The organism is Erwinia endophytica, assembly GCF_009295515.1.
Classification (GTDB): domain Bacteria; phylum Pseudomonadota; class Gammaproteobacteria; order Enterobacterales; family Enterobacteriaceae; genus Erwinia; species Erwinia endophytica.
Genome location: NZ_RQVV01000013.1, coordinates 71,550 through 87,289, shown reverse-complemented (window position 1 = coordinate 87,289; position 15,740 = coordinate 71,550). Strand labels below are relative to the sequence as shown.

The window sequence follows — 15,740 nt, the reverse complement described above, 5'->3', positions numbered from 1 at the left end:
TCAATCCTGCGAGTGCCCACACAGATTGTCTGATAAATTGTTAAAGAGCAGTGCGGTAAGTAGCCAGGCCACTCTACCGCGAGGTGGCGTATAATACGTCTTCCACCCACAGAGTCAACCCCCTTTTATCAGGAGTTTTCCCTTCATCTTCCAGCACACTGAATACGTGTTCGTTGCCGTTCGATGGAGGCGCATTATAGGCATGCGCCGCAGGAAGGCAAGTATAAAAATGAAGTTTTTTATCGTTCGCTGAAACTTCGTCCACACCTCTGCTTTTTAGCCCTGTTTTATCCTTGCCGGCAGGTCAGCCAGGCTATCAATCACCCAGTCTGCCGTTTTTTCAGACTCTGCCGTTACAGGCTTACCCGTACGGACCAATACCTTGGTACCGACCCCGGCTGCCTCGCCCGCCTGCAGGTCATCAATTTTGTCGCCGACGATATAAGAAGCCGCCATATCGATATTGAGTTCTTTTTGCGCGGCCAGCAGCATTCCCGGCTGCGGTTTGCGACAATCACACTGCTGACGATACTCTGCCACGACGGCATCCGGATGATGGGGACAAAAATAGATACCGTCGAGATCGATATCCCGATCAGCCAGAGACCAGTCCATCCACTCGGTCAGTTGCATAAAGGTATCTTCAGTAAAAATACCGCGCGCGATACCAGACTGGTTGGTCACCATCACCAATGCGTAGCCCATTTTCTTCAGCTCACGCAACGCATCAATCACGCCATCAATAAACTGAAAATGGTCTATTTCATGGACATAACCATGATCGACATTCACCGTACCATCACGATCCAGAAAAATTGCGGGGATTTTGCCTGCCACGTAGAAACTCCTGCTACTAAAGTTGCCGTAAAGTATTGCATGATTTCGTCTACGGCGAGAATGTCAGATTGAATGACTTTGATTGATTTAGACGTCTGGATGCCTTAACATCCACCCGCCTTCCGCCCTGGTCGGGATGCACTAAAATAAACGCCACGGAAAATTGCATCATCCAATAAAATGATAAAACTCTCTCATATCACCAAAGTGTTCCAGCAGGGTACACATGATATTACCGCGCTGTCTGATGTCAGCCTGCATGTACCTGTGGGACAAATTTACGGCGTAATTGGCGCATCTGGCGCGGGTAAAAGTACCCTTATCCGTTGCGTCAACCTGCTTGAACGCCCAACATCCGGCACAGTACGGGTCGATAATCAAGAACTGACTTCACTTTCTGAACATCAGTTAACCCTTGCCCGCCGCCAGATCGGCATGATCTTCCAACATTTTAACCTGTTGAACTCCCGAACGGTAGCGGGCAACGTTGCCCTGCCGCTGGAGTTAAGCAAATTGTCCAGGGGCGAAATTAAATCCCGCGTGAGTGAACTACTGGAGCTGGTGGGCCTGGCGGACAAGCACGATGCATGGCCAGCCAACCTTTCCGGCGGGCAAAAACAACGCGTGGCGATTGCCCGTGCGCTGGCCAGCAATCCGAAAGTTCTGCTGTGTGACGAAGCCACCAGTGCACTGGATCCCGCCACCACCCGTTCTATCCTCGAACTACTGAAAGATATTAACCACCGCCTCGGGATAACCATTCTCCTGATAACTCATGAGATGGATGTGGTTAAACGCATCTGCGATCAGGTGGCGGTTATTAGTAATGGCAAGCTGATCGAGCAGGATACGGTGAGCGAAGTGTTCTCTCATCCCAAAACGCCGCTGGCTCAGCAGTTCATTCAGTCTACACTACATCTGGATATTCCAAGTGATTATGCGGCTCGCCTGTTGGCTGAAGCCCGCCCGGACAGTGTGCCATTATTACGTCTGGAATTCACCGGTCAGTCGGTCGATGCGCCCTTGCTTTCTGAATCAGCCCGTCGCTTCAATGTGAATAATAATATTATCAGCGCTCAGATGGATTACGCTGGCGGTGTGAAATTCGGCATTATGCTAACCGAAATACACGGGAAGGAAGCGGACACCAAAGCAGCGATTGATTTCCTTACAGAACACCACGTGAAGGTCGAGGTATTAGGTTATGTCTGAGGCAATGATTCTTCTGCTCTGCCGTGGCGTCTGGGAGACGCTGGTCATGACTTTTGTGTCAGGCTTCTTCGGTTTCTTGCTGGGGCTGCCGCTGGGTGTCCTGTTGTATATTACTCGTTCTGGCCAGATTGTTGAAAATCGCACGCTGTACCGTTCACTGTCCGCGTTGGTCAACATTTTCCGCGCGATTCCTTTTATCATTTTGCTTGTGTGGATGATCCCATTTACCCGGATGATCGTCGGCACCTCAATTGGTCTGCAGGCTGCCATCGTGCCTTTAACCATCGGCGCTGCGCCCTTTATTGCCCGCATGGTTGAAAACACGCTGTTGGAACTGCCACCCGGACTGATTGAAGCCTCGCGCGCGATGGGGGCGACACCAATGCAGATCGTTAAAAAGGTTCTGTTACCAGAAGCGTTGCCTGGTCTGATTAATGCTGCAACGATCACTCTCATCACCCTCGTCGGTTATTCGGCAATGGGCGGAGCGGTCGGTGCTGGAGGGCTGGGCCAGATTGGCATTCAGTATGGTTATATCGGTTATGACGCAACCGTGATGAATACGGTATTAGTTTTGTTAGTGATTTTAGTCTATTTGATTCAGTTCTGTGGCGAACGTATCGTCCGGGCTGTCTCTCACAAGTAAACAACCGTACATTCTGATTAAGGAAAGGATATGTCTTTTAATTTTAAAACAATTGCCGCTGTGGGTGCGCTAATCGGTACATTAGCACTGGTTGGTTGCGATCAGAAAACAAAAGATCCAAACCACATCAAAGTCGGGATAATAGTCGGAGCAGAGCAGCAAGTGGCTGAAGTGGCTAAAAAGGTCGCTAAAGAGAAATACGGCCTGGACGTTGAACTGGTCACCTTCAACGATTACGTGCTGCCAAACGAAGCGCTGAGCAAAGGTGATATCGATGTTAACGCCTTCCAACACAAACCGTATTTGGATCAGCAGATTAAGGATCGTGGCTACAAATTGGTGCCCGTCGGTAACACTTTTGTTTACCCCATTGCAGGTTACTCCAGAAAAATTAAATCGCTGGACGAATTGCCTAATGGCGCACAAGTGGCCATCCCTAACGATCCGACCAACCTCGGCCGGTCCCTGCTTCTGCTGCAAAAAGTGGGTTTGATCAAACTGAAAGACGGTGTTGGCCTGATGCCAACCGTACTGGACGTGGTTGAGAACCCGAAAAACATCAAGCTGGTTGAGCTGGAAGCACCACAACTGCCACGTTCTCTGGACGATAAGCAAATCGCGCTGGCGGTCATCAATACCACCTATGCCAGCCAGATCAACCTGACGCCAACGAAAGACGGGATCTTTGTGGAAGATAAAGACTCCCCTTACGTCAACCTGATCGTCGCGCGCGAAGACAATAAAGATGCCGAAAACGTTAAAAAATTCGTGCGAGCCTATCAGTCTGACGAGGTTAGCGATGCCGCGAATAAAATCTTCAACGGCGGTGCCGTAAAAGGCTGGTAACCCGATCCGTTACAGCCCTCGCGCCGGTATAGCGGTTATCTCTTTAAGTAAAGCGGGCCATTGCCCGCTTTAGTCATTTCTAAGCGCTTGTTATTTCCCCTAGGGCTTGTTTCAATAATGCCAATTATCCAACATGAAGGATCTTCCCATGCGTGTTTTTCCGCTCTGTTTATTAGCCCTTTCGCTGACAGGGTGTTCGTTGCTACAGAAACCGTATAAACCTGTTGAACCTTTTAATAAGCAACATACGCAAACTGAGTCAGAATCGGCTCGCTCCACCCCTCGCCCTGCACCGGTGAAACTTTATACCAACGCCAGCGAACTGGTGAGTAAGCCTTTCCGCGATCTGGGTGAGGTCTATGGTGAAGATTGCCAAAGTAGTCTCCAGAGCTCGCCGCCGAATATCAACACGGCGCGCAGGAGAATGCAGAGCCGGGCCGCCAGCATGAAAGGCAACGCTGTACTGCTGCATCAGTGCCAGATTATCACCAACTCACAGGGCTGCTACCGCCAGGCCATCTGTCAGGGGTCCGCGCTGAAAGTGAGCAATCAATGAATGCTTTTTCCTTCCAGCAAATCGGTACGATCCGTTCTCCCTGGAAGGAGAAGTTCGCTGTTCCCCGTCAGCCTGGTTTGATTCAGGATGGCGGCGGTGAACTGTATCTGCTCCCCCCCTACAATCAGCCAGAAGCGGTCCGCGGCCTGGAAGCGTTTAGCCATCTCTGGTTGCTGTTTGTCTTTCATCAGACGATGGCTGGAGGGTGGCGTCCCACGGTCCGTCCACCCAGACTCGGCGGTAATATCCGCATGGGTGTTTTCGCTACTCGCTCCACCTTTCGCCCCAATCCTGTCGGTATGTCGCTGGTCGAACTGCGCGGTATCCGCACAGAAAAAGGCGGTGTGATACTTGAACTGGGGAGTCTTGATCTGGTCGATGGTACCCCCATTATCGATATCAAGCCGTATCTACCCTTTGCGGAATCCCTCCCCCAGGCACAAGCTGGCTTTGCCCAGCAGGCACCGGCGGCAGATATGCCGGTGACTTTTTCCGTTCAGGCACAGCAACAAATTGCCCGCTATCAACCTCACTATCCGCATCTGGCCCGCTTTATCACTCAGGTCCTGGCTCAGGACCCGCGTCCAGCCTACCGTAAAGGGGAAGAACCCGGGCGGGAATACGCCGTCTGGCTACTGGATTTCAATGTCCGCTGGTGCGTGAATACCCGTGGAACGCTGGTGACCGCCATCGACAGCCGTTAATTTATCCCCGGCATCTTTTGAGTCTTCGGACACGCTGGTACACTAGCCGCCAGCAATTTTTGTCTGGCTTAATTCGTAAGCTCTCTGCTTAACTGGAATCGTAACTCATGCGTACTACTCACTATCTACTCTCCACTCAGAAGGAGATCCCTGCTGACGCTGAAGTCATCAGCCACCAACTGATGCTGCGCGCGGGGATGATCCGCAAACTGGCTTCCGGTCTGTACACCTGGCTGCCAACCGGTCTGCGGGTTCTGAAAAAAGTTGAAAACATCGTGCGTGACGAGATGAACAACGCGGGAGCTATTGAGATTTCCATGCCGGTGGTGCAACCTGCCGATCTGTGGCAGGAAAGTGGCCGCTGGGAGCAATACGGGCCTGAACTGTTACGCTTTGTTGATCGTGGTGAACGTCCATTTGTATTGGGTCCGACACATGAAGAAGTGGTGACTGATCTGATCCGCAACGAGCTGAGCTCTTACAAACAACTGCCTCTGAATGTGTATCAGATCCAGACTAAATTCCGTGATGAAGTTCGTCCGCGTTTCGGCGTAATGCGTTCACGTGAATTCATCATGAAGGATGCCTACTCGTTCCACACCTCGCAGGAATCTCTGCAGGCGACCTACGATGATATGTACCGCGCTTATAGCCAGTGTTTCCGTCGTATGGGGCTGGACTTCCGGGCCGTGCAGGCGGATACCGGTTCAATTGGCGGCAGTGCCTCACATGAATTCCAGGTCCTGGCGAAGAGCGGTGAAGATGACATCGTGTTCTCTACGGATTCGGACTACGCCGCCAATATTGAACTGGCCGAAGCGGTGGCCCCGGCAGTCAACTGCGCGGATGCTACGCAACCAATGACCGAAATTGACACGCCGAACGCCAAAACTATCGCGGCGCTGGTGGAGCAGTTCAATCTGCCTGTCGAAAAAACAGTTAAAACCCTGCTGGTTAAAGCAACCAAAGAGAGTGGTCATAACCTGGTTGCCTTGCTGGTCCGTGGCGATCACCAACTGAATGAAGTGAAAGCGGAGAAGATTGATATCGTCGCGACGCCACTGACCTTTGCCACTGAAGAAGAAATCCGTACGGCAGTGGGCGCGGGGCCTGGGTCTCTTGGCCCGGTTGGCCTGACGCTGCCTATCGTGGTTGATCGTACTGTGGCGGTCATGAGCGACTTTGCGGCTGGTGCAAATAAAGAGGGTAAGCATTTCATCGGCATTAACTGGCAGCGTGATCTGCCCTTACCACGCGTGGCAGATATCCGAAACGTCGTGGAAGGTGATGCCAGCCCGGATGGAAAAGGAACGTTGCTGATTAAACGCGGTATTGAAGTCGGTCATATCTTCCAACTCGGGACTAAATACTCTGAAGCAATGAAAGCCGCGGTACAGGGTGAAGATGGCCGTAACCAGACGCTCACTATGGGTTGTTACGGTATCGGCATCAGCCGTATCGTTGCCGCGGCAATTGAGCAGAATCATGACGAGCGCGGCATCATCTGGCCAGACGCGCTGGCGCCGTTCCAGGTTGCCATCCTGCCGATGAACATGCACAAATCTTTCCGCGTGCAAGCGCTGGCGGAAGAACTCTACCGCGAACTACGCGCAAAGGGCATTGAAGTTATCCTCGATGACCGTAAAGAGCGCCCAGGTGTGATGTTTGCCGATATGGAACTGATTGGCGTGCCGCATACTATTGTTATCGGCGAGCGTAACCTGGACAATGAAGAGATTGAGTATAAATCCCGTCGCGAAGGCGAGAAGCGCATGATCAAAACCAGTGAAATCGTTGATTTCCTGAGCCAGGTGGTGAAAGCTTAAAACTAACGGCGGTGGACTGAATAGCCCACCGCCGCTTTATTTCAGGTCCGGTTACGCAGTAATCATCCCTCACGCCATGTGAGCCAACGCTTTTAACGCCCTTATTTGACCGCGGCCAGCCAGTAGCGGTTAGTCGACTGAATGGGGTTTCCCTGCGTATCCATCATTTCCAACCCGTCGCTCAACGGCCTGAAATATCGTTTCTCTCCTTTGCCCGATATCAGTACCAGTTTTTCCGCTGTTCTGCTCCAGCGGCCTTGTTCTGTATTGCTGACATTATCAGACCCCAGATAATACTCATTCAGACTGTAGCGACCGCCCTGTTGTAGCGCCAGGGAAACCCGGATGCCCGGACAATCAGCACAAGGAATGACGCCCTGATACTGCTGCGCCATGACAGTCGGCGTTTGCGATGACAACGCGGTATCGTAATTTCTGCATCCTGACAGAGAGTCCAAAAACAGCGATATCAGTACCACCAAAACGATTTTTTTCATTTTATTTATCTCCCTGAGGTGCATCAGTTTTAATCCGGGATACGCTGCATTTTACCGCGCAACGATTTGGTCGTCGCTTTACGGGCCTTGCCCTCCAGTCGGCGTTTTTTCGAAGCCAGCGTCGGTCGCGTCGGTCGTCGCATCTTCTCCACCACGGTCAATTCCTGAATCAGGTTTTCCAGTCGCTTCAGCGCCGCCTCACGATTCATCTCCTGACTGCGATACTCCTGGGCCTTGATAATCACCACACCTTCCGTCGTAATCAGATGATGACGGGCCTGCAACAAACGCGCTTTATAAAACGCCGGCAGGCTTGAGGCACGAATATCAAAACGCAAGTGAATAGCCGTGGCGCTTTTATTAACATTCTGACCGCCATTACCCTGTGCCCTGATAGCGGTCAACTCCAACTCACTATCCGGAATTGTTACGTGACGAGACAAAACAATCATGCCAATCTGCCGTTTAGCAGCCAGTCGGTAAAGTGCAGTTCAAGGTTATTCTGTTCATCAGATAACCAAATGGTGCCATCCTGCACAGTAGCCTGCAGGTTCATCGAACGCGAAGCCAGACTGGTCAACGCCTTCAACTGTTGATCATCAAGGAAGCGCACCGTCAGATTATCCTGCTGCAATTTGCTTTGATGCTGTTGCCACCAGGTTTGCGCCGCACGGGCATTATAAGTGTACAGGTAAACGCTGGCCGCACGATTGCAAGCCTTTTTAATCCGGCGCTCATCTGGCAGCCCCAGTTCCACCCACACATCAATGCCGTTATGATCATTGAGCTGCCAGATCTCCGGCTCATCCTCGGCGCTGAGCCCCCGGGTAAAGATCAGCCGCTCATGCGCATTCACCAACCAGGCCAGCAGCCGTAACATCAGTCGTTCTTCTGTTTCGGAAGGATGACGGGCCAGTGTCAGAGTACTGTCGATGTACACATTCCGGTCCATATCGGCAACATTAATCATCGCTTTGTAAATAGTCGCTTTCAGTGCCATGGGGATCCTTATCTTGATGACCTGCTATTGTAACCCGTTGCCCCGACAAATCACTCACCATCAAGCTGATTTCACGTAAAATCCTGTGTTATAGTCGTAAAATCGCCAGATAAAATTCTTGAGGTGCCTGTGCAAAAGTATTGTGAATTAGTGCGCCGCAAATACGCTGAAATCGGCAGCGGCGAACTGGGATACGTGCCGGACGCATTGGCTTGCGTTCTAAAAGCACTTGATGAGATAGCGGCTAATACTGCGCTACACTCTTCCATCAGGGAACAGGCAGCTTTTGCTGCTGCAAACTTATTGGTGAGCGATTATGTTGACGAATGAAGCCTACAAACCGATCAACTGCGATGATTACGACAACCTGGAACTCGCCTGTCAGAACAACTGGACGCTGGTACTGACACTGAAAAACGGTGAACAACTGAAAGCCAAAGCAACGGAGATGGTGTCACGTAAGAACGTCGAATATATTGCTATCGATCTTTCCGGCGAAGTCCGCGAACTGCGACTTGACCATATTGCCAGCTTCAGTCATCCGGACCTGGGTACGGTTGTCGTCAGCGAGTCGGATTAAACCTTCAGGGCGGTTCAGCTGCCCTTCCCGTCTTCAGGTTGTAAACTGGCATAATACGCCGCCAGATCGTCAATATCACTATCACTGAGTCCTGCGACGAAGGCCTTCATTACTTCAGCCTGTCCCCCATTACGCCCACCATTTTTATAAGCATGCAGCGCCAGCGATAGATAGTCGGCGTTCTGTCCCGCGAGATTTGGATAAATCGGCGCCGCCGATTTACCTGCCGCGCCGTGACAAGCCTGGCAATGGGTGGCCTTGTCTTTTCCCGCTGATACATTGCCAGCGGCCAGGGCCGGCAAACTCAACGTGGTCAATGCCAACGTCAGGAAGGTACTTTTGATCATTGCTCTTTCTCTTGTTGCCAGCAAACCAGCCAGCTGGGTTGCTTTTCGGGAAAGCCTTCACGGGTCGTAAAGACCCCCACAGCGGCAATCAATTGATCACCATAAAAAATCAGCGGGATACGCTCTCGCTGCCATGGCGGAATAGCCAGTTCCTGCCAGAGTTTTTTTAGCGGGCGGCGACCTGCTCGTCCGACAATATGAAATTTCCCCTGCGCCTGGAAGCGCACAGTCATCTTCTCTCCTGCTGTCGGCAACCGTATCTCCGTTCCCTGCTCTGCCCGTATCAACCATCCTGACTGGGCTGGCAGCTCAATAGATTGCTGGCTGGCTGGCCACTCAATCACCACCTCGCGCAGAGAATCTCTCTGTTCAAGCCAGTAAAGCCGGTTACGGTAGCGACGAACTTCATAGCGCCCCAGTTGCAGGCAGGGTTCTGCATCTTCACGGCTGCAAGCCACCTCCAGCCAAATCCTCTGCAACGCATCACGCGATGGCATATCCCCTTGTTGAGCGGCAATCCACCGGCGGATCAGGGCATTCCGCCTGACACTACTCATGGCCGCCAGAGGCGCAATGGCCATGGTTCCCTGATTATCCACCAGCGCATTCAGCGATTCCGCCAACAACTCATCCAGCAATTGCTCCTGCTCAGCGCACAGGCTGGCACTCCGTGACGCCGACTGAGAAAAATGCGGCCAGCGGGTGTTCAGCAGCGGTAATACGGCCTGACGCAGGAAGTTACGATCATAACGTTGGTCCTGATTACTGTCGTCCTCAACCCATTGCAGGCGATATTCTGCCGCCCAGCTTTCCAGTTGGCGTCGACTGCAGGCCAGTAACGGGCGTAAATGCGCATGCGTATTCAGCGAGGCTTGTGCCGGCATGCCAGACAGACCGGCCGGGCCACTCCCTCGTTTCAGCGCCAGCAGTAGCGTTTCACACTGGTCGTCCTGATGTTGGGCAGTCAGCAATGCTTCACCTTCTTGCAGATTATCGCGAAACGCCTGATAACGGGCTACCCGCGCCGCGGCTTCAATACCTTTATCACGGCTATCCACCCGCACTTTCACCACTGCCAACGGAACCTGCCAGTTGGCGCACTGCTGCTGGCAATGGGCCATCCAGTGATCGGCCCGCACATTCAGACCATGATGGATATGAATCGCCCGCAGATGAAGCGAGGGGAACATTCGGCGCAGGCAGACCAATTGATGTAACAGCACGGTAGAGTCCAGCCCGCCGCTGTAGGCCACCAGCAAACGCTGATGTCCGGCAAGTTGCTGTTGAAGGTGAAGCAGTGCCATGAAAATTCCGCAGCCAGTGTCAACAATCCGGCCAGCCTGACCGGTTCAGTAAGACATTATCTTACGCCTGATACAGCTCCAGCGGCAAACCATCCGGATCGGAGAAGAAGGTAAAACGCTTGTCAGTTAACGGATCTGTGCGAATAGCTTCACAAACGACCCCTTGCGCGTCCAGATACTGTTTCGCGGCATCAATGTCGGCCACACTGAAAGCCAGGTGGCGCAAACCACACGCTTCAGGGTGAGTGGGTCTCTCTGGCGGAGACGGGAACGAAAACAGCTCAATCGTGTACTGGCCGTTCAACGCCAGATCCCCTTTCCATGAGTCGCGGGCTTCCCGATACACTTCGCCCATCAGGGTAAAACCCAGCACCTCACAGTAGAATCGTTTACTGACTTCATACTGGCTGGCGATGATAGCGATGTGATGAATCTGTTTAATACCCAACATAACGGTCTCCTGGTTATTGCTGCCATTCGTTACTTTACGCAGCCCCACGTCTGGCAACAATGGCACAATTCTGGAACCACGCCTGCGGCACAGGTATAAAAAAGATGAGCAGCGTGACTGGCGTTTTATGGAAGGTGTTACTGGAGAATCAAACGACTCTAATCATAAGAACTGGATTGATGCGCTCTCATTTAACTGGGGAGCAAACCAACCTGGCAATATGAGCGTCGGCGGCGGCGGCGGTGCTGGGAAGGTTAATTTCAGAGATTTGACCGTACAGGCCTTTATCGATAAAGCGACACCTGCAATTCTTAAATACTGTGCCAGTGGAAAACATATAACAAAAGTTGATCTATCTGTCTGTAAAGCAGGTGGAAACCAGGTCGAATATTCCAGAATATCACTTGAGGATGTTCTTATTACCAATGTTGACTTCAATGGAATAGGCGATACGGAAGAAATTGTCGTTAATTATTCATTCCAGGCTTCCAGAGTAAACATTCACTACTGGGAGCAAAGTGATAAGGGGACGAAAGGCGCGGAAACGAAGTCTGGTTGGGATATTAAGCAGAACAAAGAAATATAATATAACCAGAGAGGGAGAGGACAATGGGCATTGCCATTATTCCAAAAATAACCCGTGCGATAAAATATTTATCCCCGGCACTGGAGATCATTACGACGCCGACCGGACATACAGAATATTCGACAGGAAGCGCCTATACTACCGGGGGGACAGATTTGATTGACAGCGCATTATCTTCCCACCCCGACATCTGTGCAAACCCCTACCTGCTAATTGATTTTGACAATAATAGTAAGGCCACAGATGAATATGGCATCAGGAGAAATGAATTATCAGAAACCTACATTGCAAACAGTAACGCCTCCTACCGGAACAGTGAGACCATAAAATATTTTCAGTTAAGAAAGAGAAAGAAGATTGCCAAGTCTGTCACAGTATTGGCAACAACACCGGCCAATGTGCACACGGCAGGAGTAAGTGTGACGAAAGCCACGTTATCTTTATCATCTTTCGCAACATCGGCTCTCCATCGACATAAACTAAAAAAAATCTCCAACGGGTTAAATAACCATGAAGGATTCAAACAATATGACGAATTTTCTGCCAATTTTTTAAAAGACAATCTCAACTACATTATTAAGATAAAGAGAAATAAAAGCATTAGCACTTTAATAAACACTGCATTATCTGTTGTACCGGGGAAAGAAATTCATGAAAATTATAAAGAAATAAATTATGCATTAAGTTTAGCAAAAACCGCCTTTGATGACCTGACATCAAAGGGGATCCATGTCGATGGCATTAATAACGAAATTATTATGAGGGTCGCGATGGCAATACATTATCTCGCTAACCGGGATTTGAAAACGACACTGCGTATCCATAACAGCCCGGCGGCGATGGTTTTCGAAGAAATCTTCACTCAGAGAGGGATCAGCAGCATGCAACAATTTTATAAAAAATATGATGTTGTTAAGCTGATAAAAGAGCCCGCAGGATGGCTGGCGCTGGCGGATAAACTGTCTCTTTAACGATTTTTCTCTGTGACCTGTACAGGGACGGACCTCATCACCCAGCACAGGCCAGTAGCCAACCTCACTTTATGACATAGTGTCATGCACGATGACCGGCTCACATAACACCGGGAAATTAAGTGAATTGGCGATAAAGCATAATTCATGCGCACGGTGATGCAATTGATCCGCTAACGCAAGATCATCGCCGGAACGGATGGTTATTTCAGGTCGGAGGGTGATGCCCGTGAAACAGCCTTTTTCACCCTCCGTCATGGTCCCTTCCGCCCGATCCAGATAGGAGTAAACACAGATACCTGCTTCTGCACACAAATGCAGATACCAAAGTTTGTGACAGGCAGAAACCGAAGCTACCAGCAGTTCCTCCGGATTCCAGCGTGTGGCATCCCCCAAAAATGCCGGATCAGATGAACCGGAAATAGGCCGTTTCTTACCGGCGGAAATGTCATAATCGCGTTGGTAGGATTTATAAGACGCCGTCCCACTCCCCTGATTACCGGTCCATGTCACGTTCACCTGATAATGATGTTCACGATGCGCCATCAATGTTGCTCCTGCTTTGTTATCGGAAAGAAGTATTCAACCAGGCAACCTCTCTGTGTTGGCGCCAGCATTGGTATAGATATTATTTAACCAGCACCTCATGCCCGGCACGCTTCTCCATTCCCCAGCTATTAAACAAAGACAGTAATACCATCATTGCCACGCTGGCAAAGGCCACATTGATATCGATTTGTTGTGGCACGCGATGCTCATGCCACTGCATTGACACCCGCATGGACAGCGCGGCGATAGCAACGCCGACACTCATACTGAACTGGAAGAAAATACTGAATAAAATAGAAGCGTCGCTCATCATATTCTGTGGAATGTCGGCAAAGCTCAGACTGTTATAGCAACTGAACTGCAATGAACGAGACAAGCCCCCAATGAATAGAATGGCGGCGATAGCATAATATCCCAAAGCCGGGGTGAGCGGCAGACAGCACAAGATCGACAGTAAACTGATGATCCCATTGACGATCAGCAGATGCTTAAAGCCCCACTTTTTCATCAGCCAGGTAGTCGCTGGTTTCATCGCCAGATTACCGGCGAATACCCAAAGCACCATCGACCCCGCCTGGGCGGCACTCCAGCCAAAACAGAGCTGGAACAGTAGCGGTAATAAGAAAGGAATCGCGTTAATCGAAGCCCTGAACAACGCCCCACCGATGGCCGCATCGCGAAAAGTCGCAATTTTTAACACCGAGAAAGGTAATAAAGGATGGGGATGACGTAAGCTGTGCCGCCAGGCCAACCAGCAGCAGATGATACCGGCAATAAATAACGTCGCACCGGCGCTGATATAACCTTGTCCCAGCCATTCAAGCGCGACAATAAGCGCCGTACAGCCACCAGCCGTAAATAAATAACCAAGGATATCAAAGGGACGGACAGTGTCCTGACTGAACTGCGGCACCAGATATTGCGAAGCGATAACAGCCAGAATACCGAGAGGAATATTCAACCAGAATATCCATGGCCAGTGACCGTACGTCACTATTATCCCACCCAGCAACGGCCCCAACACCGGAGCAATCAACCCCGGCCAGGTGATAAAGGCGATGGTTTTAATCATGTCCTTTTTTTCAGTCACGCGCAGTACCGCCATACGCCCAACCGGCACCATCAGCGCCCCCCCGATCCCTTGCAACACCCGACTGGTGGTGAACAACGCCAGGTTATCGCTCAAACCACACAGCACGGAAGCAAAAGTGAACAGTAAGATAGCGGCAGAGAATATCGTTCGTACCCCGTAGCGTCCCGCCAACCAACCGCTTAAAGGGATCCCTACGGCAACAGCCAGCAAATAGGCACTGACGCCAATATTCAGCGCGACCGGGCTGACCATAAACTCGCGGGCCATTTGCGGGATCGCGGTAGTAATGACGGTCGCATCAAGGTTTTCCATAAAAAATGTCACGGCGACCAACAATGCCAGTGCCGTGCTGCCGGGGCGTGATGTACCACGTTCGACCATCACCCTTTGTCCTTCTTTTAAAACGTTTATTCGTTATTAATGACAGATAACTCACCATTAAATCAACCCAAACCGGTAAAGCGTTAGGGGAATCAGACCACACTCACCACAGTGGCTTATTTTACCCGGTATGACTATGATGAGGCATCTCCCGTCATGTTATCGGGATTAATCAAACGGTTAGGAACGATGTGCGGGATGACCACTTTACACGACCTGGATTTAAAACAGCTGGAAGCCTTCTCCTCGGTGATTTCTGCCGGTAGCGTCACGGCAGCCGCGAAAGCCCTTGATCGCTCACAACCGACGATTTCTCGCCAGTTGCAGGAACTGGAGCAATCGCTGGGCTACCCGCTGTTTATCCGCAACGGACCGCGCATCCACCCTACCGAAGCGGCGTTACAACTGCATCAGTACGTGCAAAAAGCGTTGTTGTCGTTACAGCAAGTCCGTCTGCGGGCCCATGAAATCGGTCATCAGCAATTACGTCCCCTCAATATTGCCGCCACGCCAGCACTGGCAGCGGGCTTATTGCCGCAGGCTCTGGCCCTGCTGGATTTGCAAAATAAAGTGCAGATAATCAGTCAGTCGGCTGAACAGACCGCGCATGCGGTGATCTCCGCCGAAGCAGACATTGGTCTTTGCAGCCTGCCTCTGGAGCATGACGCGGTCGAGCTACACTGGATCGGACAGTCGCGGTGCGTGGTCGCCCTGCCTCAGGATGATCCACTGACGACTGAAAATCAGATTGCGCTGCATCGTCTGGCCGGACGACGAATTATCGTGCCATGGAATCCGCTGCGCCTGCGCGGGAGTTTTGAGAAGGCGCTGAAGAAGCTTAAGGTTCTGCCGCATGAAACCATTGAGACCAACTCCTCGGCAAATATTCTGGCCTGCGTACGGGCGGGGCTTGGCGTGGCGATCCTTGAGCCGGTAACCGCATGGGGCATGCCGCTGGAAGGTGTGGCGATCCGCACGCTGGAAGAAGAGATCCCTTACTTCTTCGGCATCATCACCCCGCAAGGCCGCCAACTTTCTGCCGCGGCACAGTCACTGGTTGGCGCTGTTGAGCAGGCGGCACAAAATCTGCTTCCCGCTTTCCAGCGTCTGGCGGCCAGCGAACATCCACGGGTAATGCGGCTGATCAATCACCACTGACAGCCCGGCCCCACTGGGGCATATAAGCTTGATCCACGTCGTTCTTTGTTCCCCATCTCGTCTTTCTGCCGGGCGCTTCTTAGCATTATTTATGCATAAGATAGAAGAAAAACATCAATTGCGGCGGAAGTCTTCCCCTTGACACTCAACCGCAGTGAGAAGCATAGTCGGATCTCGTTCAGCACCATGCAAATTA

20 protein-coding genes are annotated in these 15,740 nt (G+C 51.3%); 11 read left to right on the top strand and 9 right to left on the bottom strand.

The window, feature by feature from the left end; all coding sequences use genetic code 11:
* Positions 1–276: 276 nt before the first annotated feature.
* Positions 277–837, bottom strand: coding sequence for a D-glycero-beta-D-manno-heptose 1,7-bisphosphate 7-phosphatase (gene gmhB / locus EH228_RS05290; RefSeq protein ID WP_152320630.1), 561 nt, complete (start codon positions 835–837; stop codon positions 277–279).
* A 180-nt stretch (positions 838–1,017) separates the two neighbouring features.
* Between gmhB and metN the strand changes: the two genes are divergently transcribed.
* The 6 genes from metN to proS all read left to right on the top strand — a co-directional run bounded on the left by metN (position 1,018) and on the right by proS (position 6,627).
* Positions 1,018–2,049, top strand: coding sequence for a methionine ABC transporter ATP-binding protein MetN (gene metN / locus EH228_RS05285; RefSeq protein WP_152320629.1), 1,032 nt, complete (start codon positions 1,018–1,020; stop codon positions 2,047–2,049).
* Entirely contained in the window at positions 2,042–2,695 is a 654-nt protein-coding gene (metI, locus tag EH228_RS05280) for a methionine ABC transporter permease MetI (RefSeq protein WP_152320628.1), read from the top strand. Before metN ends, metI begins: the two co-directional genes overlap by 8 nt.
* Before the next feature lie 30 nt (positions 2,696–2,725).
* On the top strand, positions 2,726–3,541 hold the full coding sequence (locus EH228_RS05275; protein WP_152320627.1) for a MetQ/NlpA family lipoprotein: 816 nt from the start codon (positions 2,726–2,728) through the stop codon (positions 3,539–3,541).
* Positions 3,542–3,689: 148 nt separating this feature from the next.
* A complete protein-coding gene (gene rcsF, locus EH228_RS05270; RefSeq protein WP_152320626.1) occupies positions 3,690–4,097 on the top strand; it encodes an Rcs stress response system protein RcsF in 408 nt (135 codons plus the stop codon).
* On the top strand, positions 4,094–4,801 hold the full coding sequence (gene tsaA, locus EH228_RS05265) for a tRNA (N6-threonylcarbamoyladenosine(37)-N6)-methyltransferase TrmO (RefSeq protein WP_152320625.1): 708 nt from the start codon (positions 4,094–4,096) through the stop codon (positions 4,799–4,801). Before rcsF ends, tsaA begins: the two co-directional genes overlap by 4 nt.
* A gap of 107 nt (positions 4,802–4,908) precedes the next feature.
* Positions 4,909–6,627 (top strand): proline--tRNA ligase, encoded by a 1,719-nt coding sequence (gene proS, locus EH228_RS05260; protein WP_152320624.1) that lies wholly within the window; start codon positions 4,909–4,911, stop codon positions 6,625–6,627.
* 101 nt (positions 6,628–6,728) lie between these two features.
* Here proS and EH228_RS05255 read toward each other — a convergent pair whose 3' ends face one another.
* Genes EH228_RS05255 through EH228_RS05245 form a run of 3 tightly spaced genes read right to left on the bottom strand, consistent with a single transcriptional unit; the run spans position 6,729 to position 8,124 of the window.
* A complete protein-coding gene (locus tag EH228_RS05255; RefSeq protein WP_193323278.1) occupies positions 6,729–7,124 on the bottom strand; it encodes a copper resistance protein NlpE N-terminal domain-containing protein in 396 nt (131 codons plus the stop codon).
* 29 nt (positions 7,125–7,153) lie between these two features.
* Positions 7,154–7,576 carry an alternative ribosome rescue aminoacyl-tRNA hydrolase ArfB gene (gene arfB, locus EH228_RS05250; RefSeq protein ID WP_152320622.1) on the bottom strand — a complete coding sequence of 141 codons (423 nt, stop codon included), beginning with the start codon at positions 7,574–7,576 and terminating at the stop codon, positions 7,154–7,156.
* Complete coding sequence (locus EH228_RS05245) at positions 7,573–8,124, bottom strand: YaeQ family protein (protein WP_152320621.1); 552 nt, start codon at positions 8,122–8,124, stop codon at positions 7,573–7,575. The genes arfB and EH228_RS05245 overlap by 4 nt, the downstream gene beginning before the upstream one ends.
* A gap of 129 nt (positions 8,125–8,253) precedes the next feature.
* Here EH228_RS05245 and EH228_RS05240 point away from each other — a divergent pair, with 129 nt between their 5' ends.
* Positions 8,254–8,454: a YaeP family protein gene (locus EH228_RS05240; RefSeq protein WP_152320620.1), complete on the top strand. Its 201-nt coding sequence runs from the start codon at positions 8,254–8,256 to the stop codon at positions 8,452–8,454.
* Complete coding sequence (gene rof, locus EH228_RS05235; protein ID WP_152320619.1) at positions 8,441–8,704, top strand: Rho-binding antiterminator; 264 nt, start codon at positions 8,441–8,443, stop codon at positions 8,702–8,704. Before EH228_RS05240 ends, rof begins: the two co-directional genes overlap by 14 nt.
* Before the next feature lie 14 nt (positions 8,705–8,718).
* Here rof and EH228_RS05230 read toward each other — a convergent pair whose 3' ends face one another.
* The 3 genes from EH228_RS05230 to EH228_RS05220 all read right to left on the bottom strand — a co-directional run bounded on the left by EH228_RS05230 (position 8,719) and on the right by EH228_RS05220 (position 10,806).
* Positions 8,719–9,051, bottom strand: a complete 333-nt coding sequence (locus EH228_RS05230; RefSeq protein ID WP_152320618.1) for a c-type cytochrome — start codon at positions 9,049–9,051, stop codon at positions 8,719–8,721.
* Positions 9,048–10,355 (bottom strand): tRNA lysidine(34) synthetase TilS, encoded by a 1,308-nt coding sequence (gene tilS / locus EH228_RS05225; RefSeq protein ID WP_152320617.1) that lies wholly within the window; start codon positions 10,353–10,355, stop codon positions 9,048–9,050. The genes EH228_RS05230 and tilS overlap by 4 nt, the downstream gene beginning before the upstream one ends.
* A gap of 61 nt (positions 10,356–10,416) precedes the next feature.
* Positions 10,417–10,806, bottom strand: a complete 390-nt coding sequence (locus EH228_RS05220) for a VOC family protein (RefSeq protein WP_152320616.1) — start codon at positions 10,804–10,806, stop codon at positions 10,417–10,419.
* 127 nt (positions 10,807–10,933) lie between these two features.
* Here EH228_RS05220 and EH228_RS05215 point away from each other — a divergent pair, with 127 nt between their 5' ends.
* On the top strand, positions 10,934–11,392 hold the full coding sequence (locus EH228_RS05215) for an Hcp family type VI secretion system effector (RefSeq protein WP_152320615.1): 459 nt from the start codon (positions 10,934–10,936) through the stop codon (positions 11,390–11,392).
* A 23-nt stretch (positions 11,393–11,415) separates the two neighbouring features.
* Entirely contained in the window at positions 11,416–12,363 is a 948-nt protein-coding gene (locus EH228_RS05210; RefSeq protein ID WP_152320614.1) for a hypothetical protein, read from the top strand.
* 69 nt (positions 12,364–12,432) lie between these two features.
* Here the strand turns inward: EH228_RS05210 and EH228_RS05205 are convergent, their stop codons facing one another.
* Positions 12,433–12,909 carry an OsmC family protein gene (locus EH228_RS05205; RefSeq protein ID WP_152320613.1) on the bottom strand — a complete coding sequence of 159 codons (477 nt, stop codon included), beginning with the start codon at positions 12,907–12,909 and terminating at the stop codon, positions 12,433–12,435.
* A gap of 82 nt (positions 12,910–12,991) precedes the next feature.
* Positions 12,992–14,386 (bottom strand): MFS transporter, encoded by a 1,395-nt coding sequence (locus EH228_RS05200; protein ID WP_152320612.1) that lies wholly within the window; start codon positions 14,384–14,386, stop codon positions 12,992–12,994.
* Between the two features lie 198 nt (positions 14,387–14,584).
* Here EH228_RS05200 and EH228_RS05195 point away from each other — a divergent pair, with 198 nt between their 5' ends.
* Positions 14,585–15,544 (top strand): LysR family transcriptional regulator, encoded by a 960-nt coding sequence (locus EH228_RS05195; RefSeq protein ID WP_152320611.1) that lies wholly within the window; start codon positions 14,585–14,587, stop codon positions 15,542–15,544.
* The last annotated feature ends 196 nt before the right edge of the window (positions 15,545–15,740 follow it).